The sequence below is a fragment of the Streptomyces sp. NPDC086147 genome (genome assembly GCF_040702165.1).
In the GTDB taxonomy this organism is placed as follows: Bacteria; Actinomycetota; Actinomycetes; order Streptomycetales; family Streptomycetaceae; genus Streptomyces.
On record NZ_JBFBJO010000033.1, the window covers coordinates 1 to 26,027 of the forward strand.

At 71.6% G+C, this 26,027-nt stretch carries 26 protein-coding genes; 17 read left to right on the plus strand and 9 right to left on the minus strand.

All coding sequences use genetic code 11. The annotated features are described in order from the left end of the window. Window positions 1-263 precede the first annotated feature (263 nt). Both AB0398_RS32845 and AB0398_RS32850 read left to right on the plus strand, forming a co-directional pair. Window positions 264-1,925 (plus strand): acyl-CoA carboxylase subunit beta, encoded by a 1,662-nt coding sequence (locus AB0398_RS32845; protein WP_366379327.1) that lies wholly within the window; start codon window positions 264-266, stop codon window positions 1,923-1,925. Then, window positions 1,922-2,185 (plus strand): acyl-CoA carboxylase subunit epsilon, encoded by a 264-nt coding sequence (locus tag AB0398_RS32850; protein ID WP_366379328.1) that lies wholly within the window; start codon window positions 1,922-1,924, stop codon window positions 2,183-2,185. The genes AB0398_RS32845 and AB0398_RS32850 overlap by 4 nt, the downstream gene beginning before the upstream one ends. A gap of 12 nt (window positions 2,186-2,197) precedes the next feature. Here AB0398_RS32850 and AB0398_RS32855 read toward each other — a convergent pair whose 3' ends face one another. Then, complete coding sequence (locus AB0398_RS32855) at window positions 2,198-2,995, minus strand: helix-turn-helix domain-containing protein (protein ID WP_366379360.1); 798 nt, start codon at window positions 2,993-2,995, stop codon at window positions 2,198-2,200. A 247-nt stretch (window positions 2,996-3,242) separates the two neighbouring features. Here AB0398_RS32855 and AB0398_RS32860 point away from each other — a divergent pair, with 247 nt between their 5' ends. Both AB0398_RS32860 and AB0398_RS32865 read left to right on the plus strand, forming a co-directional pair. Continuing rightward, the gene (locus tag AB0398_RS32860) at window positions 3,243-3,905 is read left to right on the plus strand and encodes a DUF4097 family beta strand repeat-containing protein (protein ID WP_366379329.1); all 663 of its coding nucleotides are present in this window, start codon (window positions 3,243-3,245) and stop codon (window positions 3,903-3,905) included. A gap of 124 nt (window positions 3,906-4,029) precedes the next feature. Next, the gene (locus AB0398_RS32865) at window positions 4,030-4,740 is read left to right on the plus strand and encodes a 4'-phosphopantetheinyl transferase superfamily protein (protein ID WP_366379330.1); all 711 of its coding nucleotides are present in this window, start codon (window positions 4,030-4,032) and stop codon (window positions 4,738-4,740) included. A 31-nt stretch (window positions 4,741-4,771) separates the two neighbouring features. Here the strand turns inward: AB0398_RS32865 and AB0398_RS32870 are convergent, their stop codons facing one another. Beyond that, window positions 4,772-5,359: a DUF6518 family protein gene (locus AB0398_RS32870; protein ID WP_366379331.1), complete on the minus strand. Its 588-nt coding sequence runs from the start codon at window positions 5,357-5,359 to the stop codon at window positions 4,772-4,774. Window positions 5,360-6,071: 712 nt separating this feature from the next. Between AB0398_RS32870 and AB0398_RS32875 the strand changes: the two genes are divergently transcribed. The 7 genes from AB0398_RS32875 (at window position 6,072) to AB0398_RS32905 (ending at window position 15,653) form a co-directional block, all read left to right on the plus strand. Further along, window positions 6,072-7,115 carry a bifunctional DNA primase/polymerase gene (locus tag AB0398_RS32875; RefSeq protein WP_366379332.1) on the plus strand — a complete coding sequence of 348 codons (1,044 nt, stop codon included), beginning with the start codon at window positions 6,072-6,074 and terminating at the stop codon, window positions 7,113-7,115. Further along, a complete protein-coding gene (locus AB0398_RS32880) occupies window positions 7,112-8,686 on the plus strand; it encodes a phage/plasmid primase, P4 family (protein ID WP_366379333.1) in 1,575 nt (524 codons plus the stop codon). Before AB0398_RS32875 ends, AB0398_RS32880 begins: the two co-directional genes overlap by 4 nt. Window positions 8,687-8,876: 190 nt before the next feature. Continuing rightward, window positions 8,877-9,251 carry a DUF6009 family protein gene (locus AB0398_RS32885; protein WP_366379334.1) on the plus strand — a complete coding sequence of 125 codons (375 nt, stop codon included), beginning with the start codon at window positions 8,877-8,879 and terminating at the stop codon, window positions 9,249-9,251. A 354-nt stretch (window positions 9,252-9,605) separates the two neighbouring features. Further along, window positions 9,606-11,882 carry a transglycosylase domain-containing protein gene (locus AB0398_RS32890; RefSeq protein WP_366379335.1) on the plus strand — a complete coding sequence of 759 codons (2,277 nt, stop codon included), beginning with the start codon at window positions 9,606-9,608 and terminating at the stop codon, window positions 11,880-11,882. A 71-nt stretch (window positions 11,883-11,953) separates the two neighbouring features. Then, complete coding sequence (locus tag AB0398_RS32895; protein WP_366379336.1) at window positions 11,954-13,240, plus strand: hypothetical protein; 1,287 nt, start codon at window positions 11,954-11,956, stop codon at window positions 13,238-13,240. Window positions 13,241-13,390: 150 nt separating this feature from the next. Further along, on the plus strand, window positions 13,391-14,566 hold the full coding sequence (locus AB0398_RS32900; protein ID WP_366379337.1) for an amidase domain-containing protein: 1,176 nt from the start codon (window positions 13,391-13,393) through the stop codon (window positions 14,564-14,566). A 151-nt stretch (window positions 14,567-14,717) separates the two neighbouring features. Beyond that, a complete protein-coding gene (locus AB0398_RS32905; protein ID WP_366379338.1) occupies window positions 14,718-15,653 on the plus strand; it encodes an alpha/beta hydrolase in 936 nt (311 codons plus the stop codon). Between the two features lie 48 nt (window positions 15,654-15,701). Here the strand turns inward: AB0398_RS32905 and AB0398_RS32910 are convergent, their stop codons facing one another. From AB0398_RS32910 to AB0398_RS32920, 3 genes are all read right to left on the minus strand, one after another. Next, window positions 15,702-17,306 carry a hypothetical protein gene (locus tag AB0398_RS32910; protein WP_366379339.1) on the minus strand — a complete coding sequence of 535 codons (1,605 nt, stop codon included), beginning with the start codon at window positions 17,304-17,306 and terminating at the stop codon, window positions 15,702-15,704. Between the two features lie 142 nt (window positions 17,307-17,448). Further along, a complete protein-coding gene (locus tag AB0398_RS32915; RefSeq protein WP_366379340.1) occupies window positions 17,449-18,180 on the minus strand; it encodes a maleylpyruvate isomerase family mycothiol-dependent enzyme in 732 nt (243 codons plus the stop codon). Window positions 18,181-18,288: 108 nt separating this feature from the next. Further along, entirely contained in the window at window positions 18,289-18,639 is a 351-nt protein-coding gene (locus AB0398_RS32920) for a hypothetical protein (RefSeq protein WP_366379341.1), read from the minus strand. A gap of 33 nt (window positions 18,640-18,672) precedes the next feature. Here AB0398_RS32920 and AB0398_RS32925 point away from each other — a divergent pair, with 33 nt between their 5' ends. Together AB0398_RS32925 and AB0398_RS32930 are read left to right on the plus strand one after the other, a co-directional pair. Next, entirely contained in the window at window positions 18,673-18,975 is a 303-nt protein-coding gene (locus AB0398_RS32925; RefSeq protein ID WP_366379342.1) for a TetR/AcrR family transcriptional regulator C-terminal domain-containing protein, read from the plus strand. A 143-nt stretch (window positions 18,976-19,118) separates the two neighbouring features. Then, window positions 19,119-19,556: an ankyrin repeat domain-containing protein gene (locus AB0398_RS32930; RefSeq protein WP_366379343.1), complete on the plus strand. Its 438-nt coding sequence runs from the start codon at window positions 19,119-19,121 to the stop codon at window positions 19,554-19,556. Here AB0398_RS32930 and AB0398_RS32935 read toward each other — a convergent pair. Further along, complete coding sequence (locus AB0398_RS32935) at window positions 19,541-19,933, minus strand: hypothetical protein (protein ID WP_366379344.1); 393 nt, start codon at window positions 19,931-19,933, stop codon at window positions 19,541-19,543. The genes AB0398_RS32930 and AB0398_RS32935 overlap by 16 nt on opposite strands. A 161-nt stretch (window positions 19,934-20,094) precedes the next feature. Here AB0398_RS32935 and AB0398_RS32940 point away from each other — a divergent pair, with 161 nt between their 5' ends. The 3 genes from AB0398_RS32940 (at window position 20,095) to AB0398_RS32950 (ending at window position 22,664) form a co-directional block, all read left to right on the plus strand. Next, entirely contained in the window at window positions 20,095-21,771 is a 1,677-nt protein-coding gene (locus AB0398_RS32940; RefSeq protein ID WP_366379345.1) for an SWIM zinc finger family protein, read from the plus strand. Window positions 21,772-22,107: 336 nt separating this feature from the next. Then, a complete protein-coding gene (locus AB0398_RS32945) occupies window positions 22,108-22,347 on the plus strand; it encodes a hypothetical protein (RefSeq protein ID WP_366379346.1) in 240 nt (79 codons plus the stop codon). Beyond that, window positions 22,347-22,664, plus strand: a complete 318-nt coding sequence (locus tag AB0398_RS32950; RefSeq protein WP_366379347.1) for a hypothetical protein — start codon at window positions 22,347-22,349, stop codon at window positions 22,662-22,664. The genes AB0398_RS32945 and AB0398_RS32950 overlap by 1 nt, the downstream gene beginning before the upstream one ends. Here AB0398_RS32950 and AB0398_RS32955 read toward each other — a convergent pair. After that, window positions 22,655-23,182: a DinB family protein gene (locus tag AB0398_RS32955; protein WP_366379348.1), complete on the minus strand. Its 528-nt coding sequence runs from the start codon at window positions 23,180-23,182 to the stop codon at window positions 22,655-22,657. The two genes, AB0398_RS32950 and AB0398_RS32955, sit on opposite strands and share 10 nt — an antisense overlap. 149 nt (window positions 23,183-23,331) lie before the next feature. Between AB0398_RS32955 and AB0398_RS32960 the strand changes: the two genes are divergently transcribed. Continuing rightward, a complete protein-coding gene (locus tag AB0398_RS32960) occupies window positions 23,332-23,661 on the plus strand; it encodes a DUF6422 family protein (RefSeq protein ID WP_366379349.1) in 330 nt (109 codons plus the stop codon). Between the two features lie 945 nt (window positions 23,662-24,606). Here the strand turns inward: AB0398_RS32960 and AB0398_RS32965 are convergent. Together AB0398_RS32965 and AB0398_RS32970 are read right to left on the minus strand one after the other, a co-directional pair. Continuing rightward, window positions 24,607-25,608, minus strand: a complete 1,002-nt coding sequence (locus tag AB0398_RS32965; RefSeq protein ID WP_366379350.1) for a magnesium and cobalt transport protein CorA — start codon at window positions 25,606-25,608, stop codon at window positions 24,607-24,609. Window positions 25,609-25,793: 185 nt separating this feature from the next. Further along, a complete protein-coding gene (locus AB0398_RS32970) occupies window positions 25,794-25,976 on the minus strand; it encodes a hypothetical protein (protein WP_366379351.1) in 183 nt (60 codons plus the stop codon). Window positions 25,977-26,027 lie beyond the last annotated feature (51 nt).

Sequence of the window (26,027 nt, forward strand, 5' to 3'; positions counted from 1 at the left end):
CGGCCAGCTCGACACCGCCGTCGAACAACACGGCAAAGGCGACCTCACCCAACTCCTCACCGGCAACGACACCTGGACCGTCACCACCTGAGACACGGACGCGACGACACCGGAGGGAGGGCGCGGAATCCCGCCCTCCCTCCGGCCCGCCGGGGAGCGCGACCGGCCCCCGGGCAGGAGTCGAGCGGAGATGTAGCGCCCCTGACGAAGCTGGACGACGCGGCACCGGGCGGACCCGGTGCCCCCGTGTCGAAAGGGCCCGTATGAGCATCGTCGAGGAAGCGCCACTGGAGACCGTACTCGCGCCGAACCCCCGGCCCGCGGCTCCGATCCCCCCGCGTCCGGTCCCCCCGCGCCGGGAGGAGCCCCTGTTCGCCCCGCTGCGCGAGCGCACCGCGGAGCTGCACGCCGTCCGCGCGCTGGCCGAGGCCGGGCCGGGCGAACGCGCCACCGAGGCCCAGCACGCCAAGGGCAAGCTGACCGCCCGCGAGCGCATCGACCTCCTGTTCGACGAGGGCACCTTCAACGAGGTCGAGCAGCTCCGCCGGCACCGCGCCCAGGGCTTCGGCCTGGAGGACAGGAAGCCGTACACCGACGGGGTCGTCACGGGCTGGGGCCGGGTCCACGGCCGCACCGTCTTCGCGTACGCCCACGACTTCCGCATCTTCGGCGGGGCGCTGGGCGAGGCCCACGCCGAGAAGATCCACAAGCTGATGGACCTGGCCGAGGCGGCCGGGGCCCCGATCGTGGGGCTGTGCGACGGCGCCGGCGCCCGCATCCAGGAGGGCGTGACCGCCCTCGCCGGCTACGGCGGCATCTTCCGGCGCAACGTCCGCAACTCCGGGGTGATCCCGCAGATCTCCGTCGTCCTCGGCCCGTGCGCGGGCGGCGCGGCCTACTCGCCGGCCCTCACGGACTTCGTGTTCATGGTCCGCGGCACCTCGCAGATGTTCATCACCGGTCCCGACGTGGTCCAGGCCGTCACCGGCGAGGCCGTCACCATGGAGCACCTCGGCGGCGCGGACAGCCACGCCGGCACGTCGGGCGTGGCGGCGTTCGCGTACGACGACGAGGAGAGCTGCCTGGAGGACGTCCGCCACCTGCTGTCCCTGCTGCCCTCCAACAACCGCGAACTCGCCCCCGCCGGCGACCTCGACGACCCGGTGGACCGGCGCTGCGAGAGCCTCCTCGACCTGGTGCCGGCCAAGCCCACCCAGGGCTACGACATCCGCGACCTCATCGAGGAGATCGCCGACCACGGGGACTACTTCGAGGTCCACGCCCAGTGGGCCCGGAACGTCGTCTGCGCGCTGACCCGCCTCGGCGGCCACGTCGTCGGCGTCGTGGCCAACCAGCCGGCCCACCTCGCGGGCGTCCTCGACATCCAGGCGTCCGAGAAGGCCGCCCGCTTCGTGCAGTTCTGCGACGCGTTCAGCATCCCGCTCGTCACCCTGATCGACGTGCCCGGCTTCCTGCCCGGCGTCGACCAGGAGCACGACGGCATCATCCGGCACGGCGCGAAGCTGCTGTACGCGTATTGCGACGCGACCGTGCCCCGGATCTCGCTGATCCTGCGCAAGGCCTACGGCGGCGCCTACATCGTCATGGACTCGCGCTCCATCGGCGCGGACGTGGCCCTGGCCTGGCCGTCGAACGAGATCGCCGTGATGGGCGCGGAGGGCGCGGCCAACGTCATCTTCCGCCGCGAGATCGCCGCCTCCGACGACCCGGAGGCCACCCGCGCGCAGAAGATCGAGGAGTACAGGAACGAGCTGATGCATCCGTACTACGCGGCCGAACGCGGCCTCGTCGACGACGTCATCGACCCGGCCGAGACCCGCTCCCGGCTCATCTCCGCCCTCGGCATGCTACGCGCCAAGCACACGCAGCAGCCGAGCCGCAAGCACGGGAACCTCCCGCTGTGACCGCCCCCGCCGAGAACCCCGACGTCCCCGCCTCCGCCTCCGCTTCCGCCGACGACGCGGCGGCCCTGTCCCTGGCGGCCTCGATCCGCATCGTCAAGGGCAACCCGACGGCGGAGGAGGTCGCGACCCTGGCCGCCCTGCTCATCGCGCGGATGCGGCTCCAGCAGGAGGCCCGGGCCCAGGAGCCGGAGGCCCCGGTGCACAAGCTGCCGCTTCCCCGGCGGCCGACCTTCGTCGCACCGGGCGCCTGGGCCTCGTAGCCCTGGTGGGCCCTATCCGAGGTCACGGTCCGGCACGCCGGTGTCCTCCGACTCCTCCAACTCCTCGTCCTCCTCGTCCTCCTCGTCCTCCTCAATCTCTTCCGTCTCCGTGAAGAGGACCTCGCGGGCCTGCTCGGCGGCGCGGGCGAGGCTCTCGGCGACGAAGTCGAGGAAGCGGGCGACGTTCTCCAGGCGGACGGCGGCCGGGGTGCCGGGGCCGAGGACGCCGACGCCCTGCCGCGCGACCTCGACCTGTTGGCCGAGGGCCCGCACGCTGGCGACCATCGACTGGTACCAGAGGTCGTCGTCGACGACGTAGCGCTCGCGGCGGCGCTCGTCCCGCTCCCTGCGGACGAGGGCCTGGCTCTCCAGGAAGGCGATCGACTTGGAGATGGTCGCCGGGCTGACCTGGAGGCGCCGGGCGAGCTCGGACGCCGTCAGACTGCCGGCGTCGGTCATAAGGAGGGCGACCATGACGCGGGCCATCATCTTCGGCATGCCCGACTGCATCATGACGGTGGTGAACAGCTCCTCGTACGCCCGTACGGCCTCGGGGTCGCCCCCGCGCGGCCGGTGCACCGGCTCCGGCCCCCGGGGCGCGGCGGGCCTGCGCCGTTGGGTGCGCTGCTCCGTGGCGCGGTGGGCCAGGTCCGCGCGGTATCCGACGGGGCCGCCGTTGCGCATCACCTCGCGGGTGATCGTCGAGGTCGGGCGGCCGAGGCCCCTGGCGATCTCCGCGTAGGCGAGGCCGTCGGCCAGCCCCAGCGCGATCTGCTGACGGTCCTTCTGGGTGAGCCTGCCTCCCGGCACCACGCCCTCCTTCGTCTCCACCGAGATCTCCGCCGAGATCTCTACCGAGGTCTCCACCGTAGCGTTAACCATCAATCCATTGCACCAACCGAAAGACTTGACGTTGCATTAAACCCAAGCCCACCGCAACAAGTTCAAGACGCTGAACTGCATCGACGCAGCCATCACGCCATCACTTCATTGCCGCACGCTCGAACGCAACGTAGCCTTTCCATCATACGAAACACCGGTTCGTCAGGAGGGCGCCATGCAGAAGTTCGACACCCCCACCCCGATCGCCGCCGTCTTCGACGTCCCGGCCGGACGCGTCCAGGTCATCGCCGCCATCCGGACCGACACCGTGGTCGAGGTCCTGCCGATGAACCCCGCGAAGAACCGCGACGTCAAGATCGCGGAACAGGCCTCGGTGGAGTACGCCGACGGCGTCCTGCGGATCGGGATCCCGGTGAAGAACCAGTACTTCGGCTCCTCCGGCTCCGTCGAGGTGACGGTCCGGCTCCCCGCCGGCTCACGGGTCGAGGGCAAGGCCGCCGCCACCGAGCTCCGGGGCGTCGGACGGCTCGGCGAGGTCGTCTTCGACGGCGCCTACCGGCGGATCAAGATTGACGAGGCGACGGGCGTCCGCCTCGACGCGGTCGACGGGACCGTCGAGATCGGCCGGCTGGGCGGCTCCGCCGAGATCACCACGACGAGGGGCGACATCCGGATCGCCGAGGCCCTGGGCGGCACGGTCACCCTGCGCACCCAGCAGGGCGACATCTCGGTCGGCGCCGCCCGAGGGGTCTCCGCCTCGCTCGACGCCGGCACCGCCTACGGCCGCGTCGCCAACGACCTGAGGAACGACGGCACGGCCACGCTCGACATCCACGCCACCACCACCAAGGGCGACATCACCGCCCGCAGCCTGTAGGACTCCCGGCCCGTAGGACTGCCGACCCGTAGAGCCCGGTCCGTACACCCCCGGTCCGCCCGTACGATCCCGCCCCGCAGAGCCCCCGCCCTCCCCATGACCCCCGTCTGGGAACATGATCGCCATGGAGGCGGCAGCGACGTACCGAAGCGACACCGGGACACCCGACGACCCCGACGACCACGACGTGCGGGTGTGGGTCCTCCGCGCCCCGGCGGCTCCGCGCACCGCGCGGGAGCTCGCCGTCCTGGACGAGGCCGAGCACCGGCGTCTGGCCGCCTTCGCCCACGACCGGGACCGGGCGCTCTACGGGTTCGCCCACGTGGCGCTCCGCACGGTCCTGTCCGCCCTGACCGGCGTGGCACCGGGCGACCTCCGCTTCACCCGCGCCCCCTGCCCGTGCTGCGGCGAGCAGCACGGGCGGCCCGTCCTCGTCCCCGCGCCGCTGGAGTTCTCGCTCTCCCACAGCCGGGGCCTGGTCCTCATCGGCACCGCGTCGACCCCGATCGGCATCGACGCCGAGCTCGTACCGGAGCCCCAGGTCGTGGAGGAGCTCACGAGGATGCTGCACCCGGCCGAACGCGCCGAGATCGAGTCGGCGCCCCTCCACGACAGGCCGGCGGTCTTCGCCCGCCTGTGGGCCCGCAAGGAGGCCTACCTCAAGGGCCTGGGCACCGGCCTCGGCCGCGACCTCTCCGCGGACGACGTCCGCGCCGACCTCCCCGGATGGCGGTTCACCGACCTCCCCGCCGGCCCCGGCCACAAGGCCGCCGTCGCCGTCGCCTCCCCGGCGCCGCGCGGGGTGCGGATCCACCGGACGCTCCCGACGGGATGACCGGCGGGGCCCGGAGCGGCCGCGAGGACGCTCAGCCGAGGAGCGCCGACAGGATCAGCTTGTCGACGACGAGATGGGCGAGCAGCGAGAAGACGACGGAGGCCAGGAGGGTCAGCGCACGCTCCCTGAGGCCGCGGCCCATGGCCAGGACCACGAGCAGCAGGACGCCGAGGCAGGCCCACGCCTGGGGGGCGTACTGGAGGACGAGGGCGTAGTGGAGGCCCTCCATGCCGAAGACCCCCGCGAGCGCGGCGAGCGCGACGACCCGCCGACGTGCGTTCTCGCCCCGCCACCAGACGCCCGCCACTCCGAACAGGGGCCCGGCGACGAACGCCGCCCCCACCCAGACGAGCGGGGCGAACAGGGACCCCATGCCGTCGCGCGCGACCTCCGCGTAGCCGTAGTAGCCGACCACGAGCCCGGCCTCGGCGCACAGCCCCACGACGGCGGCCACGGACGGCCCGACCCGCCTGGCCGCCACCGCGCCCGCCGCGAACGCGGCGACGGACCAGACCGCGCCGGAGTTGGCGATCTGGTTCCAGGCCCCCGGGAGCCATCCCTGGGCCAGATTGGTCAGCACCCCGAGGAGGAGCCCGCCGACGAGCGCGGACACCACCACGCGGCCCCCCGTCCCTCCGCCGGTACCGGACACTGACACGAGGGCGGGGGAGGCGTTCACGCGGGTGCTCACTGTCTCTTCCGAGGTTCACGGGGCCTTGCGCCCCGGTGCAGCCGTGAAGATGCACGGATCCGCCGCCCCGTTCCCCGAAGGGACGGACCAGTCCCTCTGCCGTTCAGTCCCTCCCACTTTCAGTCCCTGTGCGAAACCGCAGGTCAGCCCGTTTCTCAGCAGGGACTCAGGGACTGAAGGGACTCAATTTTCCTGTTTCCAGCCTTTACGTGCGTGTGTGTATGCGCGGGCGTATGAAAGTACTTGTACCAAGCCCATGAAGCCTGTGCCGCTGATAACTAGAGATTTGAGTCCCTTCAGTCCCTTTCAGTCCCTGGTGTCGACCAGCCCAGCCCCCTGACCTGCAGGTTCATGCAGTGACCGAAGGGACAGGGACCGAAGGGTCCGAGCGCGGCATCAGCCCCTCCGGGCCGGGGAGGGTGTCCGGGGGAGGGGTACCCGGCAGGAGGCGCCCGCATGTCCCCCGTACGCCCGGTCCGGGGACGGACCAGAGACCGGAGGGACCGAAGGGACCCGGTTCCGAAACAGGAGCGACGTCATGCGTGAGTCGTCCGTGACGCTGGGCTAGCATCCGCGATAGGAAATCTTCAGTCCCTTCAGTCCCTGTGAACGCCTCCTCCGCACCGCCAAGGAAGAACCCGTGCCCGTCCGTCCCGAAGACGTCGCGACCTGGATGGTCCGGCACGGGTTCGCCGTGCACCCCCTGGCCCCCGGCGCCAAGACGCCCGCTCCCAACTGCGGCGCGTGCGCGACGGGAACCCACCCCGCCCGGCAGTGCCCCTGCCACGCGCGGCGCGGCTGGTGCCACGGTTTCCACGCCGCCACCACCGACCTCGACACGGTCCGGCGGTGGTGGGCCGCCCAGCCCCGCTTCGGGGTCGGCGTCGCCTGCGGACCCTCGCGCCTGGTCGTCATCGACGTGGACGCCCACACCGACCGCCCGCCCGAGCGGTCCCGGCTCCTGCCCGGCATCCCCGTCCACGACTCCGTCGACCTGACCGGGCTCGGCAGCGGATTCGACACCCTCGCCCTGCTGGCCGCCCACCGGCGCAGGCCCGACCCCTGCGCGGACACCTCGACCCTGCGCGTACGGACCCCCTCCGGCGGCATGCACATCTGGTACCGCTCGCCCCGGCACGCGCCCGCGTTCAAGTCCTCCAGCGGATCCGGCCACCGCACCGCCCTCGCCTGGCAGGTTGACGTCCGGGCCGCCAACGGCTACATCGTCGCCCCCGGCACCCGTACGACGGCGGGCGACTACCGGGTCCTGCCCGGAGCCCGCACCCCCGCCCCGCTCCCGCTCTGGCTCACCGCCGAACTCACCCGCACCGGACACCGCGCCGACCCGCCACCACCCCCGAGTCCCTCCGCGACGGCCCCTTCGGCGACGACCTCCCCCCGCCCCGGCGGCGCCCCGCGCGTCCTCGCCGCCCTCCTCCGGGACGTGGAGGCCTGCGGCGCCGTCCCCGAGGGGGCGGCCTTCAGCGAGAAGCTCAACCGGGCGGCCTTCACCGCCGGCGGACTCGTCCGGGGCGGCCACCTCGGGGACGCCGAGACCCGGCGGCTGCTCCTCGAAACCGCCACGCGTGCCCGGCCCCACCAGCTCCGCAGGAACGCCCACATCGTCGAGACCGGCATGCGCGCCGGCAGCGCCCGACCCATCCGACCCGAGGAACGCACATGAGCAGCGCCGGAAGCACCGGGTTCAACGCCCAAGCGGCGGCCGAACAGCTCGCCGTGTTCGGCGGCGGATCCGCGCCCGGCCCCGCCGAGCCGCCGCCTCCCCGGCGGAAGAACGGAACGGCGGTCCCTCCGGACCCCTCCGACTTCGTCCAGTCCGGGCTGCTCGCCGACCTCAGCGACCGAGGCAACGCCAAGCTCTTCGCCCACCTCCACCACGACCGCTTCCGGCACGTCGAGGGCCTGGGCTGGTACGTCTGGGACGAGTACCGGTGGAAGCGCACCGGCGGGGAGAAGGCCGCCATCTGGGCCGCGGGCGACATGGCCGAGGAACTGCCCACCACCGACCCCCGCGGCGTCTTCACCGACCGCGAACTCACCCAGCACCGCAAGCGCGCCATGTCCACCTCCGGCGTGAAGGCCATGCTGGCCCAGGCCAAGGCCTCGCCCGGACTCGCCCTCGACCCCGACACCCTCGACGGCGACAAGTACGCCCTGTGCACCCCGGCGGGCGTCGTGGACCTGCGCACCGGCGAACTCCGCAAGCCCGACCCCACCCGGGACCTGCACTCACGGGCCACCTACCTCGCGCCCGAGGCCATGCCCACGCCCCGGTTCCACGCCTTCCTCGCCCAGACCTTCGGCGAGGACGACCCGGGCAGGGAGATGATCGACTTCCTGCACCTCCTGCTCGGCTACTCCATCACCGGCGACGTCGGCGGCCAGGTCCTGCCCTTCCTCTACGGAGTCGGCGCCAACGGCAAGTCGGCGCTCCTCGACGTCGTCATCAAGATCCTCGGCGACTACGCCGACGTCGCGCCCCCCGGCTTCCTCATGGAGCGCGGAAAGTTCAACGAGCACTCCACCGAGCTGACCGAGCTCCACGGCCGCCGGCTGTTCGTCTGCAGCGAGCTCAAGCCCCACGACAAGTTCGACGAGGCCCGCGTCAAACTCCTCACCGGCGGCGACCGCCTCAAGGCCCGGCGCATGCGGCAGGACTTCTTCAGCTTCGAACCCACCCACAAACTGTGGCTGCTGGGCAACCACCGCCCCGAGGTCGGCACCGGCGGACACGCCTTCTGGCGGCGCATCCGCCTCATCCCCTTCGAGCGCGTCGTCCCCGACCACCGCAAGATCGACAACCTCGCCGAGATCCTCGTCCACGACGAGGGCCCCGGCATCCTCCACTGGATGATCCAGGGCGCCAAGGCCTACCTGGCCGCCAAACCCGCCCTGACCGGCCCCAGCGTGGTCCGCACCGCCACCCAGGCGTACGCCACCACCGAGGACCACATCGGACGCTTCCTCGCCGAATGCTGCACCACCGGCGGCGACCTGGAGGAACCCCGCGACCTCAAGGTCGAGCAGGGCGCCCTCTACCGCGCCTACAGCGGCTGGTGCCAGGACGGCGAAGGGCTGCGCCCCGCCACCACCCGCGCGTTCGCCACGCGGATCCGGGCCGAGATCGGCGTCGCCTCGCCCGGCGAGATGCTGCGCTCCAACGGGCAGAAGTTCTATCCCGGGCTCGCCCTCCTGGCGGACGACGAGCCGCCCCGGCGTACCGCAGACGGGTAGGCCTCGGGGTGAAGCCGGACCGCGTGCCCTTCGAAGACGACCGACACACATACGATGGACGAGGAATGAGCCGAGGCATCCAGCCGCCGGGCCCCGCGACGGCCGGCCGCACACCGACACCGGCGCCGAGCACGGCGTGGAGGAGACCGGGCCCCCCGCGGGCCGAGACGACCGAGAAGGGATCCAGGCCATGAGTTCGCTCCTGACGGCAGGCGACCTCACCCACGAGAACAGAGTGGTGTGGCTGGAGGACCCGGAAGAGCTCGACTACGTGCGCCAGGCCCTGGACAAGACCCCCCGCCGCCGCGGAAAGCCCCGCTACCACCGCGACGGGCGCATGATCGGCTTCGCCGAACTCGACGACAGCGCCGAGGCCGACCCCGACAGCGGACTGCAGAAACGACGCGTCTTCTACCTACTGCCCCACGACCGCGACGCCGAGCCCGACGGGCTGTACCGCGCGGGGGCGCCCGGCGAGGCGGTGGACCCGCGGACGATCCGGCCGGGCCAGGTGGGCAGCAAGACCGCCCGCTCGCAGCGGGGGACCGAGGCGACGGTCGCCTGAATCGATTCTTCGGTCCCTCCAGTCCCTTCGGACCCTCGGTCCCCGCCGCTTGTACCCGTGCGCGGTGGGGCGACAGGCACCGGTCAGCCATGATGTGACCTGATTCGCCCGAACATCGTGTGGAGATCGTGCGAAACGCGCTGGTAATTTGAGAGCCGCGATCCCGTGAGGTCGGGGGGAAGTCAGGGTTTGCGACCGCCATAACGGTAGCCGGGAAGCCCTCGTACGTCTGTACTGCCTGCCTGCGCGCGCGACAGGGAGTACGGAGAGGGGCCGATCGTGACCCAGGCAGGGCAGGGAGGGCACGCTCAGGGGGGCGAGGAAGACCCGTCGGAGCCGAGTCCCCCGACACGCATGCGTTTCTTCGGGCAGCGGCTGATACCCGACGAGACGATGCAGCTCCGCGTGCCCGAGGGCGGCATACCCACCACCCGCTCCGGAGAGCCGCTGATACCCGGCGGGGGCCGGCGCGAGACGTCCGACGACACCGCCGGCACACCCTCCGACACGGAGGCGACCGGAGAGACCGCCCCCGGATCCCGCGCCTCCCGCCGCGCGGACGCCAAGGCCGCCGCGCCCGGCCGGCCGGGAACCCGGCGCCGCCGCAAGGCGCCCAGGACCGCGCCCGCCGCCCGCCTCGTCGCCGCCGTCACCGCCGCCCTCGCCGTCGTCGTCGCCGTCCTCGGCCCCCGGCTGCGCCGCGCGCGGCCGCACTACCCCCGCCCCGGACGGACCGGCTGGAAGCGCTGGGTGCCCTCCTGGCGGCAGACCGGCGGCGCGGTCCTCGCCTCGTTCGGGCTGAGCGTCCTGACCCTGACCGTCGCCTACGCCGTCACCGACATCCCGGACAACCTCAACTCCTACGCCACCCAGCAGGACAACGTCTACTTCTGGGCCGACGGCACCCCCATGGCCCGCGCCGGCTGGGTGCAGCGGCAGGAGGCGGAGCTGGAGGACGTGCCCGAGGACGTGCGCTGGGCGGTGCTCGCCGCCGAGAACGAGAGCTTCTACAGCGACCCCGGCATCTCGGCCAAGGGCCTCACCCGCGCCGTCCTGCGCACCGTCGGACAGGGCAGCACCCAGGGGGGCTCGACCATCACCCAGCAGTACGTCAAGAACGTCTACCTCAGCCAGGAGCAGACCTACAGCCGCAAGTTCACCGAGGCCATGATGGCCCTCAAGCTCGACAACAAGATGAGCAAGGACGAGATCCTGGAGGGCTACCTCAACACCAGCTGGTTCGGCCGCGGCACCTACGGCATCCAGCGCGCCGCCCAGGCCTACTACGGCAAGGACGTCAGCGGGCTCAACGCCAGCGAGGGCGCCTTCCTCGCCGCCCTCCTCAAGGGCGCCGGACTGTACGACCCGACGCTCGGCGCGGCCAACCACGCCCGCGCCGAGGAGCGGTGGCGGTGGACGCTCGACCGGATGGTGAAGATCGGCAAGCTGTCGCCGGAGGAGCGCGCCGGCTACCGGACCTTCCCCGAGCCGCTGGAGAGCAACCCGCTCTACAACACCGGTGAGCAGAGCGACTACCTGGTGGAACTCGCCACCCAGTACGCCAAGAAGACGGCGCACGTCTCCGACAAGGACTTCGACCGCGGCGGCTACCAGATCTACACGACGTTCGACAAGAAGCGCGTGGACCAGCTCACCCGGGCCGTCGGCGCGGCCCGCGACAAGGCCCGCAAGGACAACCCGGAGGCCGCGAAGCAGGTCCACTACGGCGCCGCCTCCATCGCCGTCGACGGGCGCATCCTGGCCATCCACGGCGGCCCCGACCACCGCAAGCAGGGCTACAACGAGTCCAACGCGACCACCGTGCGGGCCGGCTCGGCGTTCCAGCCGTTCGTCTACGCCGCCGCCCTGGAGCACGGCGTGCGCAAGAGCCGGGACGGCGCCCCCGAGCCGGTGACTGGCGAGACGGTGTACGCCGGCGACGACAAGACGCCCGTCACCACGCCGGAAGGGCCGTACTGGGACCGCAGCGGCCGCAAGGTCGCCGCGAAGAACGACGGTGGGCGGTCCTACGGGCAGATCTCCCTGCACCGGGCCCTCGCCTCCTCCGTCAACACCACCTTCATGCAGCTCGGCATGGACACCGGCCTGGACAAGGTCCGCGCCACCGCCCAGGCCGCCGGACTGCTGCCCTCCAGCCTCGGCGCCCAGGTGCCCGCCCTGTCCGCCGGCAGCTCCACGCCCAGCGCCATCCGGATGGCCAGCGGCTACACCACCTTCGCCGCCCAGGGCCGGCACACGGAGCCGTACGCCATCCTCAAGGTCACCCGCAACGGCCACGAGGTCGCCACGGACGCCCCGGCCACGCGCCGGGCCATGGACCCCGACACCGCCGCCGAGGTGCAGTCCGCCCTGACGGACGCCTTCCGCACCGCCTACCCGGAGACCGCCGCGAAGGCGGGCGGCGAGGTCGCCGGAAAGCGGGGCACCACCGAGGACGACACCGCCGCCTGGTACGTCGGCACCGAGAAGAAGGTGTCCACCGCGGTCGTCGTCTACCGCATCGACCTCGCCAAGAGCCTCGAACCCCTGCCGCTGGAGGGGCTGGGCGGCACGATCGCCGACAGCGTCCCGTTCGGCATCTGGGCGGAAGCCCTGAGACCGCTCGGCTGACCACCGGCGCGACCGAACCGTCCCCGTCCACGCCTCCGAGGGATCGAGGCCACCGAGAGATTGAGCCGCAGATGAACAAGCCGTCGGGCCGACGCCGCAAGGACCCCGCACCCCGCCGTCTCCCCGCCCGCCCCGGCACGCTCGCCCTGGCGGCGCTCCTCGTCGTCGCCTCCACCCTCGGCGGCTACCTGGTGCTTTCCGGCACCGACGACACCACCCCGACCGGGTCCGCGACGAACGGCTCGCCGCGCCAGCCGGTCTCCGGGGCCTCGGGGGAACCGCCCTGGGACGGCAAGGTCAAGGTGATCGGCGACGGCTCGACCTCCTACACCGGCCCGCAGAAGGAGCAGCTCAAGCCCCAGCCCCTCAAGCCCGGCGAGAAGCCGCCGCAGTTCGTCGTCTTCTCCTGGGACGGTGCCCTCCAGGGCGACGACGGACTGTTCGCGCACTACCGGGAGATGGCCAACCGGCACAACGCCCACATGACTTTCTTCCTCACCGGCATCTACCTGCTGCCCAAGGGCAAGAAGGACCTGTACGCCCCGCCGCAGCACCCCCGGGGCAGCGCGGCCATCAGCTTCCCCACCGACGAGCACGTCTACACCACCCTGGAGCAGCTCGGCGGGGCGTGGAAGGACGGCAACGAGATCGGCACCCACTTCAACGGGCACTTCTGCGGCGCGAAGGGCGGCGGCGACTGGAGCGTGCCGGAGTGGAAGAGCGAGATCGACCAGTTCTACGGCTTCGTGGAGAAGTGGAAGACCAACACCGGCCGGACCGACCTCGACCCGCTGCCGTTCGACATCCGCCGTGAGGTCGCCGGCGGCCGCGCCCCCTGCCTCGAAGGCCAGGCCAACCTCCTCCAGGCCGCCAAGGGCTACGGCTGGCGCTACGACGCCAGCTCCGCCGGCGACTTCCAGATCTGGCCGAAGAAGAAGAACGGCATATGGGACTTCCCGCTCCAGATGCTTCCGTACGAGGGCGGCAAGTACCAGGGCCTGTCCATGGACTTCAACTTCCTCTACAACCAGTCCGAGGGCAAGACCGACGGCGACCCGGCCATGTACCCGAAGTGGCAGCAGGAGACCCTCGACACCTACATGGCCGGATTCGATCGCGTGTACTACGGCAGCCGTGCCCCGCTGTTCATCGGCAACCACTTCGAGGAGTGGAACGGCGGCATCTACATGAAGGCCGTCGACCGGATGATCGAGAACGTGTGCACCAAGAAGGACGTCAAGTGCGTGTCCTTCAAGGAGCTCGCCGACTGGATGGACGTCCAGAAGCCCGCCACCCTGGAGCGCCTGCGCAGCCTCGACCCGGCCCAGTCGCCGGACTGGTCCACCGTCGTGAAGTGACCGGCCGACAGGCTTGGAAGCCCCCGGTGATGACAGTCCGGAAACCTCCTTGCATCAGTCGCCCCACCTCCTTCACACGAGCCGCACAAGGCATGCGAAGATGCCGCTTACCTCGGCGGTCCTATGCCGGGGGAAGAGGGGAAAACGCCAGTGAAGTCAAGAAAACTGAAGCACACGCGACGCCGGGCGACGATACTCACGGCGGCCGCCGCATCGGCCGTCGCGGGGGCCGCACTGCTGCCCAACTGGAACGCGGGCGCCTCCACGGCGGCCGAGCCCCAGGTCGACGCCAAGACCAAGGCCGCCTTCCAGAGCCTGGCCGACGCGGTCTTCACCGACCGCACCAACGCCCTGGTCGACCAGCCCCGCCAGGGGGGCAAGAAGGCCCTCACCGAAGGCTTCTCCGGCAAGGTGGAGCTCTCCTCGGACATCGGCCGCAACGAGAACGCCGCCCGCAAGCAGCTCGGCGACCGCAAGAACCGGCTGGCGAGCAGCGGCGAGAAGTACAGCGCCGGCAGCACCACGGTCACCCTGGACCGCACCGACGTCAAGGGCCGCACCGCCGTCGTCGCCGTCACCGAGAACACCACCCTGACCTACGCCAAGGTCACCGGCGGCGAGCCGGGCACCACCGGCTTCCAGGCCCGCCACGAACTCACCTTCAAGGCGGACAAGAAGGGCTCCTGGAAGCTCACGAGGATCCGCGAGACCGGTGACGGCTACCTCGCGATCAATCAGCTCGCCCGGCCGATGACCGCCACCGTGGCGGCCAAGACCACCACCACTCCGGCGGCGCCCCGCGCCGCCATCACCAAGCGTCCGCCGGCCGCCCCCAAGAACCTCACCGGCGGCGAGTACGACTACAAGGCGATGGCCGCGTACGCGGAGAAGTACTGGACGAACTACAACCCGGCCTACCCCAACTTCAACGGGGCCGGCGCGGGCGGCGACTGCACCAACTTCGTCAGCCAGTCCCTCAAGGCCGGCGGCTGGAAGCACGCGCCCGGCTACGTCTACGACTACACGCGCTGGTTCGGCACCGCCGACATCCAGTCGCACTCCTTCATCGGCGTCAACGAGTGGTCCTGGTTCGCGCAGAACTCCAAGCGCACCACCAGCCTCGCCAACGTCTACCAGCTGGACGTCGGCGACGTCCTCCAGGTCGACTTCAACAAGGACGGGTCCAAGGACCACACCATGATCGTCACGTCCCGTCGCAACGGCGTGCCGTACCTGACGTACCACTCCACCAACACCCTGCGCCGTTCGGTGACGAGCATCATCTCGTCCTACCCGACCGCCGCGTACTACGCCTACCGCACCTGACGGTCGGCCACCCCCGAGCCGCAGCGCCCCGCGTCCCTCACGGACGCGGGGCGCTGTGGCGTCGTCGCCGACCCGGAGTAACGCAACCGGGCCCCGGTCGTTCACAGGGAGTTGCCCGGTGACGGTGACACGCTCCCGGAGGAGGCCCACGGTGACAACGGAAATCGGCAGGACGAGCACGGACGGGACGCCCGTGGAGCACCGGCTGTCGTACCAGGGCTTCACCTACCACGCGCGGGTCGTGCGGTCCCCGGCACGGCCGGGGACGGTGCCGGTGGTGATCCTGGGCGGGTCCGCGCAGGACCGCTACACCTGGGTGAGGCACGAGCCGCGGCTGACGCCGACGACCCCGGTGATCACCGTGGACCTGCCGGGCTACGGATCCGCCGACTTCCTCCCGGCCGCCCACGGCCTGGACTTCCTGGCCGACGCGGTCCACCACATGGTGACCGGCCTCGGGCACCCGGCCGTCCACCTGATGGGAGCCTGCTACGGGGGCAACGTGGCACTGCGCTTCGCACAGCGCCACCCGGAGACCGTACGGAGCATGGTCCTGGCCGGCACGACGCTGGTGGTGCCCGAGAACTTCAAGGCGGCGGTCGCGGGGTGGACCGACATGCTCCGGCGGGGCGACCGCGCCGGCTACGCCTCCGGCATGGTGGCGGCGTTCACGGCCCCCGCCGAGCTCGGTCCCGTGCGCAAGCGCACCGTCATGGCCCGGATGCTCCACCGCCAGGGCATGGACCGCACCGCGCACGAACTGCGCATGGACGCCGAGCACAGCGACCGCGTGCTCCGCCACGGCGTGTACGCCCCCGGGCGTCTCCCCGACGTCCCCTGTCTGGCCTTCACCGGCGAGTACGACACCCTCACGCCGCCCTCGCACAGCCGCCGGGTGGCGGAGCTTTTCCCCCGCGCGCGGTTCACCACCGTCAAGGAGACCGACCACCTCTCGCTGCTGGAACGGCCGACCGAGGTGGCCGACCTGTGGCAGCGCTTCTACACCGGGACCCCCTTCGACGAACTGGACTTCCTGAACGGCGTCGAGAGGATCGGGAGCCCGGCGGCCCTCCTGACCTCCCCGTGAGCACGGAGGCCCGGCCGCCGCGGCGGCCGGGCCTCCGTGGGCGGCGTGTCAGCCGGTGACGGCCACGTGGTCCTCGCGGCTCCTGCTCGCGAAGTGGGTGGTGCCGTTGTCGTAGAACACGGCCTGCCAGGTGCCGGAGGCCTTGGCGGCGAACCTGCGGTTGACGGTGCCGTCGGCGGCGGTCGTGGCCGACCCCATGTAGGTGGCGGTGGTGCCGCCGTCGGCCGTGAAGTAGAAGCGCACCGTCTGGCCGCCGTACGGCTTCCAGTCGGTGTCGGACGCGGCCCGCTGCTTGAGCTTGCCGGTGAGGGTCAGGTACTGGCCCTTCCGGGCGGGCTCGGGGTTCACGTTGAACTCGGCGACGGTGGTCACGGTCTTGGTCAGGCGGAACCGCGAGGAGACCGCCCCGGCGAGGTCGGGCCGGCCCGCGTACCGCAGCCGCCAGTACCCGTCGGCGGGCGCGTTCGCCGTGGTCGGCAGGGTGACGTACTCGCCGATGACGGTGTCCGCGCTCGCGCGGGTGGTCCAGCCGGTGCGGCCGTCGGCCGAGTACTGGAGCTCGACCTCGGCGGGGCCGGGGGCGGCCGAGGTGGCGCGCTGGACCAGCGTCCCCCTGGCGTACACCGTGCGGTGCTTGTCGATGCTCATCGCCACATCGGTGAAGGCGGTGCCGGCCGTCACGGTGGCCTTGACGTCCGCGGTCGTGGAGTAGTTGAGCCACGGCTGGTAGGCGGCGGCGACCTTCCAGGTCGAGGACTTCAGGATCCGCGCCGACCTGGCGAACCGGCCTGCGGCGTCGCTGGTGAAGCCGGGCACCGTGGTGTTGGGGATCGTCAGCCGCATCGGCGCGGCGACCGGCTTCTCCGTGCCGTCCTTGGCGATGCGGCGGATGCTGCCGCGGACGGTGACGGTGGAACCGTAGGGGGCGGTGAACTGCCGGGAGTCCTCGTCCAGGACGATCTTCGCCTGCTGGACCTCGACCGCGGGCGCGACCGAACCCCAGGCACTGATGTAGTCGCCGGAGGCGTGCTGGAGCTGGACGCGGCTGGAGGTCTCCGTCCCGGTGAACTTCACGGGGACGGAGAGGTGGCCGGCGGCGTCGGTGGTGGCCGTCAGGGTCCGTCCGGAGACGTCGACGGTCACCTGCCTGCCGGGCAGGGGGGTGAGCTTCCCGTCGCGGGGGTCCCGGGCGACGAGGTCGGAGGAGAGGGTGGTGCCCAGGTCGTCGAGGGAGACGGCCCGGGACGCGGCGCTGTTGTGGAAGGTGGCGTGCAGGCGGTAGTCGAGCTCCGCCACGTCCTTGTGGAGGATCGTCTCGCCCTCGGTGCCCTTGTACTCGATGTCCACGGAGTAGACGCCGAGGTCGGCGAGGTCCACCGGGCCGGACTCGTAGTGGTCCTCCGACGAGCAGGAGATCTCGCAGTCGTCGGTGGACTTGAACCCGGTGACGGTCTTGACCCGGGTCTCGCTGCCCTTCTCGCGGAGGTGGGCCGAGAAGTCTCGCCAGCCCATGGTCGTGATCCGGATGGCTTCGGGATACGCCTTGACATTCAGGAACTGGACGGGGTCCGCGGCCTGCGCGGTGCCGGGCGCGAGCAGGGTGCCGAGCACGACGGTGGCGGCGACGAGCGCCGCCGAGGCGGTTCTTCTCAAGGAATTCTCCCGGGCTGTCTTTGATGATCACCTGTGTGATGCCCGGGACGGCGTCCGGGTTGTACGCGCGCCCGAACCGATGTGCGACCGGGCGTGAGGCGTCAGCCGGCGGCACGGGCCGCCCGAGCCGCCGTGGTCCCGGTCAGCTCCGCCAGACGGGCACGTCCGGCAGCGGACCGGGCGGATCGAGGGTGAGGCCGTGTCCGTCCGCGCGGCCGGTCAGCCAGCCCAGGAGAGCCGCCGCGGGCCCCGACACCCGCGGCCCGCGCCCGTCGCCGACCGGGCGCGGCACCCGGTCCTCGTCGGCGACCAGCACCATGCCGGACACGTCGTCACGCTCCCGCAGCCCGGCCGCCGTGGTCGCGAGTTCGCGGGCGACGAAGGACGGGGGCCAGTCCGCGGGCCGGTGACCGCACCCCAGGTCGGTGTGGTGCACCTCCACCTCCCGCAGCAGGCTGCCGACCGCGCGCCGCACGGGGCGCATCCGCCCGCCCAGCCAGCGCACCGGCACGTCCCACGCCTCGTCCGGGTGCGCGGCGGCGGCCGCCAGGAACCCGCCCAGCGCACCGCGCAGGTCCGCCGCCAGCTCGGCGGCCGGCCGTCCGGCGCCCTCCTCGATCTCCCGCTCCCGCTGCGCCTCGTCGTCGTACTGCGCGAGGTCCGCGCCCGTGCGGGCGGCGGTCAGCAGCCGGGTGCGCGAATCGGCGCTGCGGGCGATGTGCGTGAGCACGTGCGCGCGGGTCCAGCCGGGCAGCGGCGAGGGGGCCCGCACGTCGTCGTCCGTCAGGGCCGCCGCCGAGGCGTGCAACCGCTCCACGGACGTGCGCAGCAGGGGCAGCAGGGCGGCGGGCCCCGCACTTCCGTCGTACGTCATGGCATCTCCCCGTCCGGTGTCCGCGTGTCTCCGCACCGGTTACCCCGGGCACACCCCTCCCAGCCCGCGATTCCCGCCGGGCGCGGCCCCGGGCCGCGAGGACCTTGCTCACGCCCGCTCCCCGATGGTGAAGAAGCCGGTCAGGACGGGGGCGAGGAGCCCCGGGGCGATGGTGTGCTCCTGGCCGGGGAAGACGCGCAGGGTGAAGTTGTCGGCCAGTGCGGCGAGTTCCCGCACGCCGGTGAGCATGTGCGGGGCGCCCGCGTCCCCGCTGCCGACGAGGACGGGGACGGTCACGGACCGCCAGCGGTCGGCGGGCAGCGGCCGGCCGGACATGGTGTCCCCCATGACCCGGCCGTCGTAGGGCAGGGTGCGGGCGGTGGCCTCCATGCCGCCCCAGAAGGGGGCCCGCCGCATCCCGGCGACGGCCTCGGCGGGCATGCCCACGGCCGCGGTCATGAAGTAGGCCGCGGCGTCGCCGTACGCCCCCGCGTGATCCAGCTGCGACGCCTGATCATCGCCAACGCCGACGTCTTCCCCGACCTGGGGACCGAGTGGTACGAGCGAGGCTTCCAACGAGCCCTCACCACACTGGCGGCGACCTTCCGGCGCCTGACCGACCAGGGGCTCCTGCGCGTCGACGACCCGCTCCTGGCCGCGAACCACTTCTCCGGCCTGCTGCTGTGGATCCCGGTGAACAAGGCCATGTTCACCGGCAGCGCCCGGCACACCGAGGCCGACCTCGACCACTACGCCACCGCCGGCACCCGCGTCTTCCTCGCCGCCTACCGCTGACCGCCACGCCCTCACGGACCCACGCGCGCCTGCCGGGCCGTACCCGGCTCCGTGTCCGCCACGAAGCCGCCGCACCGGTCGCGGCGACCGGCGAACGGATATGAGTGGCCCCGGCGTACCCGCGACCGCTAGCTTCACCGGCCATGAAGCAGCGCAAGCGGAAGAAGCTCTCCCATCACCTCTTCGAAGCGATCCTCGCAGGCGACGCCCTGCGCACGAAGGCCCTGTTGCGCAGGGGAGCGAGTCCGGAGGGACGGGACACCGACGGCACCACTCCGCTGTACCTGGCCTCGGTCCAGGGCGAGGCCGAGACAGCGCGCCTGCTCTTGGAAGCCGGGGCTTCTCCCGACACTGAAAGCAGCGGCCCCGGCTCGGAGGGCACACCGCTGTGCGCGGCCGCCTGCTGGGGGCACACCGAAACGATCCGGCAGCTGTTGGCCCATAGCGCCGATCCCCACCTCCGTGAGGACCACGGCGCGGGCAGGTCCCCACTGGAATGGGCGGACAACGGCCCGCACCCGGACGCCGCCGAACTCCTCCGGGCAGCGGGGGCGCGACCGACAACTCACCCGGCTCCGTAGCCGACGCCACCTCGGCGCCCGCTTCCGCAACAGGCCTCAGCAGGGCGAGAACAGCGATGATCACCGGCCGTCACGACGCCGACCGCGGTGAGCCCGAGACCGAAGGGAGCGACGAGCAGGGTCATGAACGCGCCGAGCCATTCACCACGGAGCCCGACGGCCAGGGCGAGGGCGATCGATACGCCGCCGATGGCGATCGCCGCCCTCTTCTGCTTGCGCAACTGCGGATCGTCCACGGACTCGGGCACGGCACGGGCGGACACCAGCGTCGAGCCGTCGACCGCCCCCACCTCCCCCGTGCGCGCGGGCAAGACAGCGGCAACGGCCGGGACGAACAGTGCCGCGGCGGCCTCGCTCACGCCGTCGACGCGGTGCACGGCGGGCGCCGCGCAGGACGTATGGGCGAGATCGACATGCCGGAGATCGTAAGGGCCTGAACGGGGTCGCCGGTCACGTCACAAGGTCGGGAGACAGCCGGGCGGCATGAGGGATTCGAACCGGTCCGGTGACGCTCCGCCTCTCACAGTTGAATATCGGTGTGACGGTGAAAGCAGTGGGGTTCGGCGAGGACGATCTGAGGGCGCTGGCCGGGACCCGGTCCTTCGAGCGAGGGCCGGGATACCTGGACGCGGTGAGCGGGCTGGAGGTGGGGGAGGACTCGGTCACCGCCGTGGTGCACGGTACGGACGTCTACGAGGTGGAGCTCACCCTCGGCGGCGACGAGGCGGTCTCGGGATGGTGCGACTGCCCGTACGGGCAGGAAGGCAACTTCTGCAAGCACTGTGTGGCGGTCGGGCTCGCCGTGCTGCGGCGGGTGAAGGCGGTCCCCCAGCGGCGAGTCGCGGCACGAGCGCGGGCTTCGGGCCTGGAAGCGTGGCTTTCGGCTCTCTCGCGCGACGAACTCCTGGCGCTGGTGCGGGAGCAGATCGCCGCGGACCGGGAACTGCGCGGGCGCTTGGAGCTGCGGGCAGCCACCGCGCGCCGTGACCTCGGTACGGTCCGGGGCCGGATCGTCGCCCTGACCGATCCACGACCGTTCGCCCGGTACGGATGCATCGAGTACGCGGATGCCTCCGGGTACGCACGACAAGTCGCCGAGGCGGCGAGCGCGCTGCGCGCCCTGACCGCCGACGGGCAGGCGGCGTATGCGGTGGATCTGGCCGAGGAGGCGATCCGGACACTGGAGGAGGCGTACGAGGCGATCGACGACTCGGACGGTGCGGTCGGCCAGGCCGCCGCCGCGGTGGCCGAGGCCCATCTGGAGGCGTGCGGAGTCGCACGCCCCGATCCGGCCCGGCTGGCCGACTGGCTGGTCGGCTCGGTGCTCGGCGACGGCGTGACGGACCTGGACCCGCTGGACTACGCCGACGTGCTGGGACCGGACGGGCTGGCGCGCCTACGACGGCTGGCCACCGAGGCGCTCGAGCGCAGGCCTTCCGGTTGGGCGGAGCGGTACCTGATGGACCGTCTGATCAAGGCGGAGGGTGACGTCGACGCGTTGGTCGCCCTGCATGCGCGGGACCTCGTCCCGACCGGTGCGACCCATCTGCTCATCGCCGAGGAACTGGAATCCGCGGGACGCGCGGACGAGGCCCTTGCCTGGGCGGAGCGCGGACTGCGCGACTGCGCCGCCGAGACGTACCTCGACGGCCGCCTGGTCGACTACGTGTGCGCGCGGTACGCGCGGACGGGGCGGGCGGCCGACGCGGTCGCGGTACGCCGGGACCGGTTCCGTATCGAGCGGTCCCTGACCGCCTACCGGCAACTGCGTACCGCCGCCGGGGCGGCGAACTGCTGGGAGACCGAGCGCGCGGCGGCGCTGGCCACCCTGGAGGAGGACGCCCCTCGGGAGCGCGGCGGCCGGTACGGCGGGCCCGTGCTGATCGACGCGTTGCTCGACGACGGCGATCTGGACGCCGCCTGGCGGCAGGCCGCCGGCCGCGCCGACGACCGGCAGTGGGCGCAGCTCGCCGATCTGTCACGCGACACGCGCCCGGCCGAGGCGCTCGATGTGTACCTGCGGCTGATCGAGCGGTCGAAGGAGCCGACGGGCGACCGTGCCTACGAGCACCTGGCGCGACTGCTCCGAGCCGCCCGTGACTGCCATCGCGCGCTGGGAACCGAGGACGCGTTCGCCCACCTTCTCGCCGACCTGCGGAGGGAACTGAAACGCCGGCGGAAGCTCATGACCGTCCTTGACCGGCACGGGCTGTGAAAGGACCCCGACAGAGGCCTTGCCGACGAAGGGAGAACGACAGCGCCAGGGGACCGGCTCTTCTTACGGGAAGAGAACGCGGAGCTCTGCCGACCACCCGGGGGACACACCGGGACGACGCTGGTCTCACAGCCGCGGACCGTGGCCGCCCGCCGGTACCCGACGACGTACCGGTCTTGGACGGGGGCGCGGCCTGCGCCGACCGGGACTCCAGGCCCCCCCGCAGGCGAGCGAAGAGCTCCTCGAGGACATCGGGTCGGCCGGCAGCTGCCCACTCCGCGAGCTCCTCCGAGCCGGGCTTCTGCCATCGCCAACACCGGACGCCACGGCGTACTGGTGAAGTCCGCCGTCGTCGACACCGCCCGCACCCGCGGCCCGGCCATCGCCGGCGCGGGGGCTCCGCCTCTCTCCCCCCGCATCGGTGTCACCGCCACCGTCGACGGCCACACCCGCATCGCCACGGACCGCGCGGGCTCCTACCTCGCCCTGGAAACCGCCGACGCCGTCATCGTCGGCCTCAACGGACTGCGGCTTCTGCGCGACTCAGCATGGAACCGCGCCGCACAGGACACATGATGAGCTGCCGCAGCAAGAAGGCCGCCCCCAAGCCGAGGACGACTCTGCCCGCTGTCACCGTCTGCCGCGGCACCCCTGCCCAGGTGCCGCGCCTGGACCACGAAGCCCGGCGCACCGACCTGCGCACCCAGCCGGCCGGAGTCGCGATGGTCCGGCGTACCGACTGCCTCGTCGCGTGCGAGCGCGCCGACGTCGTCATCATCCAGCCCTCCGCCGAAGGCGGCGAGGCCGACGACACACGAATGTCAGCAGGTATCGGCGTCGCCGGTGTCGATGGCGCGGGACAACCACTCGACGCACGCCGGCATCATCGCTGAGCCGTGGTGCTGGCCCCGTCGAGCACTTCCCGAATGATGTCGGCATGTCCGGCGTGCTGCGCCGTCTCCCTGATCAGATGCAGCAGGATCCGGCGCGCGGACCAGTGGACGGTCTCCGGCGGAGACCACGGAGTCCTGGGCAGCGGGACGCTCAAGCCGAGGTCCACAAGCCCCGCCACAGCCTCCTCGGTCGTCTGCGCAGCCGTCGCGTACTGCTCCAGCAGTACGGCGAGCGTCTCGTCCTCCGCCATCCGGTACTGCCCCATGTCGAGCATGCCCTCCGGCAGTTCCCCGTCCCCCTCGACCAAGACCTGCATCCACACCCGCTCGCCACAGGCCAGGTGCTTCACGATCCCGCCCAGGGTGAGCTCGCTCACCGTCGTGCGCCGCGCGGCCTCGGCGTCCGTGATCCCGCGGACCGCGATCAGGAGCAGCTCACGCTGCTCCGCCAGCGCGCGTAGCAGTTCACCTCGCTCACCTGGAAGAAACGGGACCTGGTTTTCCGGCGAAGTCGTCATGAGGCGACCGTAGGAGGCATCTAGGTCAGCTTCTGTCCCCGATCCAGCGCACCCGCTGTTCGGCCTCTTGGCTTCCGATGGACGAGCCGGAGAAGCCGCGCGGGCGCGTCGCGGGGGACCGGTCCGCGATCCCTGGTAGGACGGCAGCCGTGAACTGGAATGACCGAACGACAGACCAGAACCGGACCCTGGCCGAGGCGGGTGTCCTGCTCATCGAAGCCCGCCGCAAGGCCGCGGACCTCGTACGCGCCTCGGGCGCGGACCTGTCCCCCGAGGAACGCGACTGGGTCGGCCGCCCCTGCCAGGCCGAACTGGACCCCCCGCCGACCCCGCACTTCTGCGGCTGCGGCGACTACGGCGGCTCGGGCGGTGAAGAACCCTGCCTCAACACCTGGACCGACTTCACCGGCCCGGACTTCGGCACGGGATCGCCCACCAGGACCTGTGAGCACACGGAGTTCGAGCACGCCCAGATCTGACCGGTCAGGAGGGCGCAGATGCCTGGGCCGAAGCGGAACGACAGGACCGACGCGCAGTCGCGGATACTGGCCGAGGCGGTTGCGGTACTCGTCGAAGCGCAGGACAAGGCCGTGGCGATGATCCGCGAGTCGGGGCTGGAGCTGAGCTCCGCGGAGCGGAACTCGCTCGGATTCAGGTGTTCCGGAAAGCTGCCGCCTCCGCCGACCCGCACTGGTGCCGCTGTCGGCGCTACAGGGGCTCGGGCGGTGACGACCCCTGCCGGACGGAGTTCCCCGACCACGGCGGTGTGGGCGGAGACCAGTGGGTGAGATGCGGGCATTCCAAGGAGACGCACGGCGTTCTCTGAGCCGCTCATCCACCGGAACACCGGCCCCCGGAAAGTCGGAGGTGTGGGCGCGGGGTTCGGGGGCATGCGGAGATGGAGCGCATGGGACCGCTTTGAAAAGACAGGGCCTGCTTGTACCCCCTGCTGGCAGGCTCTCGGGTTGTCGAACGGTCCGCACCATCGGGCGGTGGTGCGGACCGTTCGGCATGTCCCGGCCCTCCCGGCATCCATCACCGCCCTGGTCCCGCTGCTCCTGTTCACCACCGGCTTCTTCGAGGTGTTCCGCCGTCCTGGAGAGCCCTGAGGATCTGCCGGGTCTTTCGTGTGGCGATGACTGCTACCGCAAGGGCAAGCGCAGTGAACAGGACCACCAGGAAAGGACTCCTGCAGCGGGCGGCGGTGACCGCCATGCAGACCAGGACGGCCCAGTCGATCCAGGTCCGCTTCAGTACCACCGACAACGTGTTCACGATCCCCTTCTGGCAGGGAAGTAGATCACGGTGCCCACCCTCTCCCCCGACGGCCTCCGGCTCGGCCCGTTCCGCCGCCCGGTTCTCCTTGGGGCCGGCCCGTCCGTCGAACTCCGTTGCCGCTCCGCCGGAGGGTGGGGGTGTCACGCCTAGAGCCATTTGTTGCGGCTCAGGGCGCGGTAGACCACCGTACACACGGTGATCATGGTCAGCCAGACCGCCGGGTAGCCGTAGGGGGAGGCGAGTTCGGGCATGTGCTCGAAGTTCATGCCGTAGATGCCGACGATCATGGTGGGAACGGCGATGAGGGCGGCCCAGGCGCTGATGCGGCGCATGTCGGCGTTCTGCTGGACGCCGAGCTGGGCGATGCTGGCGGTGAGCATGCCGGTGATCAGTTCGTCGAAGGACAGGATCTGTTCGATGACGCGCTGGTGGTGGTCGGTGACGTCCCGGAAGTAGGTGGCCACCTTCGGCGGGATCCCCGGCACGCTGTTGTCGCTCAGGCGCTGCAGGGAGCCGGTGAGGGGCGTGACGGCGCGTTTGAACTCCAGTAGTTCCCGCTTGAGCTGGTAGATGCGTGCGGCGTCGACGGGCGTGTCGGGGGAGAAGACCTCGGCTTCCAGGGTGTCGACGTCGCCGGCGAAGGCGTCGGCGACGTCGATGTAGCGGTCGACGACCATGTCGGCCACCGCGTGCAGGACGGCGGCGGGACCGCGGCCCAGCTGCTGGGGATCCTCCTGGAGCAGACGGCGCACGCCTTCCAGCGGGGGCGCGCTGCCGTGGCGGACGGTGATCGCGTAGCCGGGGCCGGCGAAGACCATGATCTCGCCGGTGTCGACGATCTCGCTGGTCGCGGTGACCTTCTCGTGGTCGACGTAGACGATCGTCTTCAGCACCAGGAACAGCATGTCGCCGTAGCGCTCCAGCTTGGGACGCTGATGGGCGTGGACGGCGTCCTCGACGGCCAGGGGGTGCAGGCCGAAGGCGTCGGCGACCTCCTGCAACTGCTCCGCGGTGGGCTCGTACAGACCGATCCACGCGAACCGCCCGGCCTGCGGGTCCATCCGCCTCTTGATCGCCTCCAGGCTCACCTGCCCGGGAATCCGGTGACCGCCCTCGTACAGCGCGCAGTCCACCACCGCCGAAGGCAAGGCACCCGCCTCCTTGCCGTCCCGTCCTGTCACTGACCCCTCGTTCCGCTCGTTTCCCACATCCGGGGGCAACCTACCCCTCCGGCGGACAGGCCGGCGTCGACGGCGAACGGCCCAGGTCCGCCGTCGACGCACACCCCGTCTTCCGACGCGGCTCCACACCCTCGACCCTGTTCCACGCCAGGTCAGGGGCGGTAGACGAGTTCGAGGAGTACGGCGGCGATGAGGAGCCACGCACCGACACCCAGAACCCACACGCTGCCGGCCGTCACTCCCAGAGCACCGAGGAGGAGCGCACCGAGGGCGAGTGCCACCGAACAGCGGCGCATACTGCGGTCGGCAGACATCCGGCCTACGGATTTGCTCATGGGGCGACCGTAGAACGGCACCGCCGGGAACGGGCCACCACGAGCGAACTC

Excerpts from the sequence above, each read along its gene's own strand:
- AB0398_RS32955 (WP_366379348.1), bottom strand. The coding sequence starts at position 23,182 with ATGACGACTTCGCCGGAAAACCAGGTCCCGTTTCTTCCAGGTGAGCGA.
- AB0398_RS32895 (WP_366379336.1), top strand. The coding sequence starts at position 11,954 with ATGAACAAGCCGTCGGGCCGACGCCGCAAGGACCCCGCACCCCGCCGT.
- AB0398_RS32970 (WP_366379351.1), bottom strand. The coding sequence starts at position 25,976 with ATGAGCAAATCCGTAGGCCGGATGTCTGCCGACCGCAGTATGCGCCGC.
- AB0398_RS32930 (WP_366379343.1), top strand. The coding sequence starts at position 19,119 with ATGAAGCAGCGCAAGCGGAAGAAGCTCTCCCATCACCTCTTCGAAGCG.
- AB0398_RS32865 (WP_366379330.1), top strand. The coding sequence starts at position 4,030 with ATGGAGGCGGCAGCGACGTACCGAAGCGACACCGGGACACCCGACGAC.
- AB0398_RS32890 (WP_366379335.1), top strand. The coding sequence starts at position 9,606 with ATGCGTTTCTTCGGGCAGCGGCTGATACCCGACGAGACGATGCAGCTC.
- AB0398_RS32885 (WP_366379334.1), top strand. The coding sequence starts at position 8,877 with ATGAGTTCGCTCCTGACGGCAGGCGACCTCACCCACGAGAACAGAGTG.
- AB0398_RS32920 (WP_366379341.1), bottom strand. The coding sequence starts at position 18,639 with ATGACCGCGGCCGTGGGCATGCCCGCCGAGGCCGTCGCCGGGATGCGG.
- AB0398_RS32845 (WP_366379327.1), top strand. The coding sequence starts at position 264 with ATGAGCATCGTCGAGGAAGCGCCACTGGAGACCGTACTCGCGCCGAAC.
- AB0398_RS32950 (WP_366379347.1), top strand. The coding sequence starts at position 22,347 with ATGAGCTGCCGCAGCAAGAAGGCCGCCCCCAAGCCGAGGACGACTCTG.
- AB0398_RS32860 (WP_366379329.1), top strand. The coding sequence starts at position 3,243 with ATGCAGAAGTTCGACACCCCCACCCCGATCGCCGCCGTCTTCGACGTC.
- AB0398_RS32915 (WP_366379340.1), bottom strand. The coding sequence starts at position 18,180 with ATGACGTACGACGGAAGTGCGGGGCCCGCCGCCCTGCTGCCCCTGCTG.
- AB0398_RS32880 (WP_366379333.1), top strand. The coding sequence starts at position 7,112 with ATGAGCAGCGCCGGAAGCACCGGGTTCAACGCCCAAGCGGCGGCCGAA.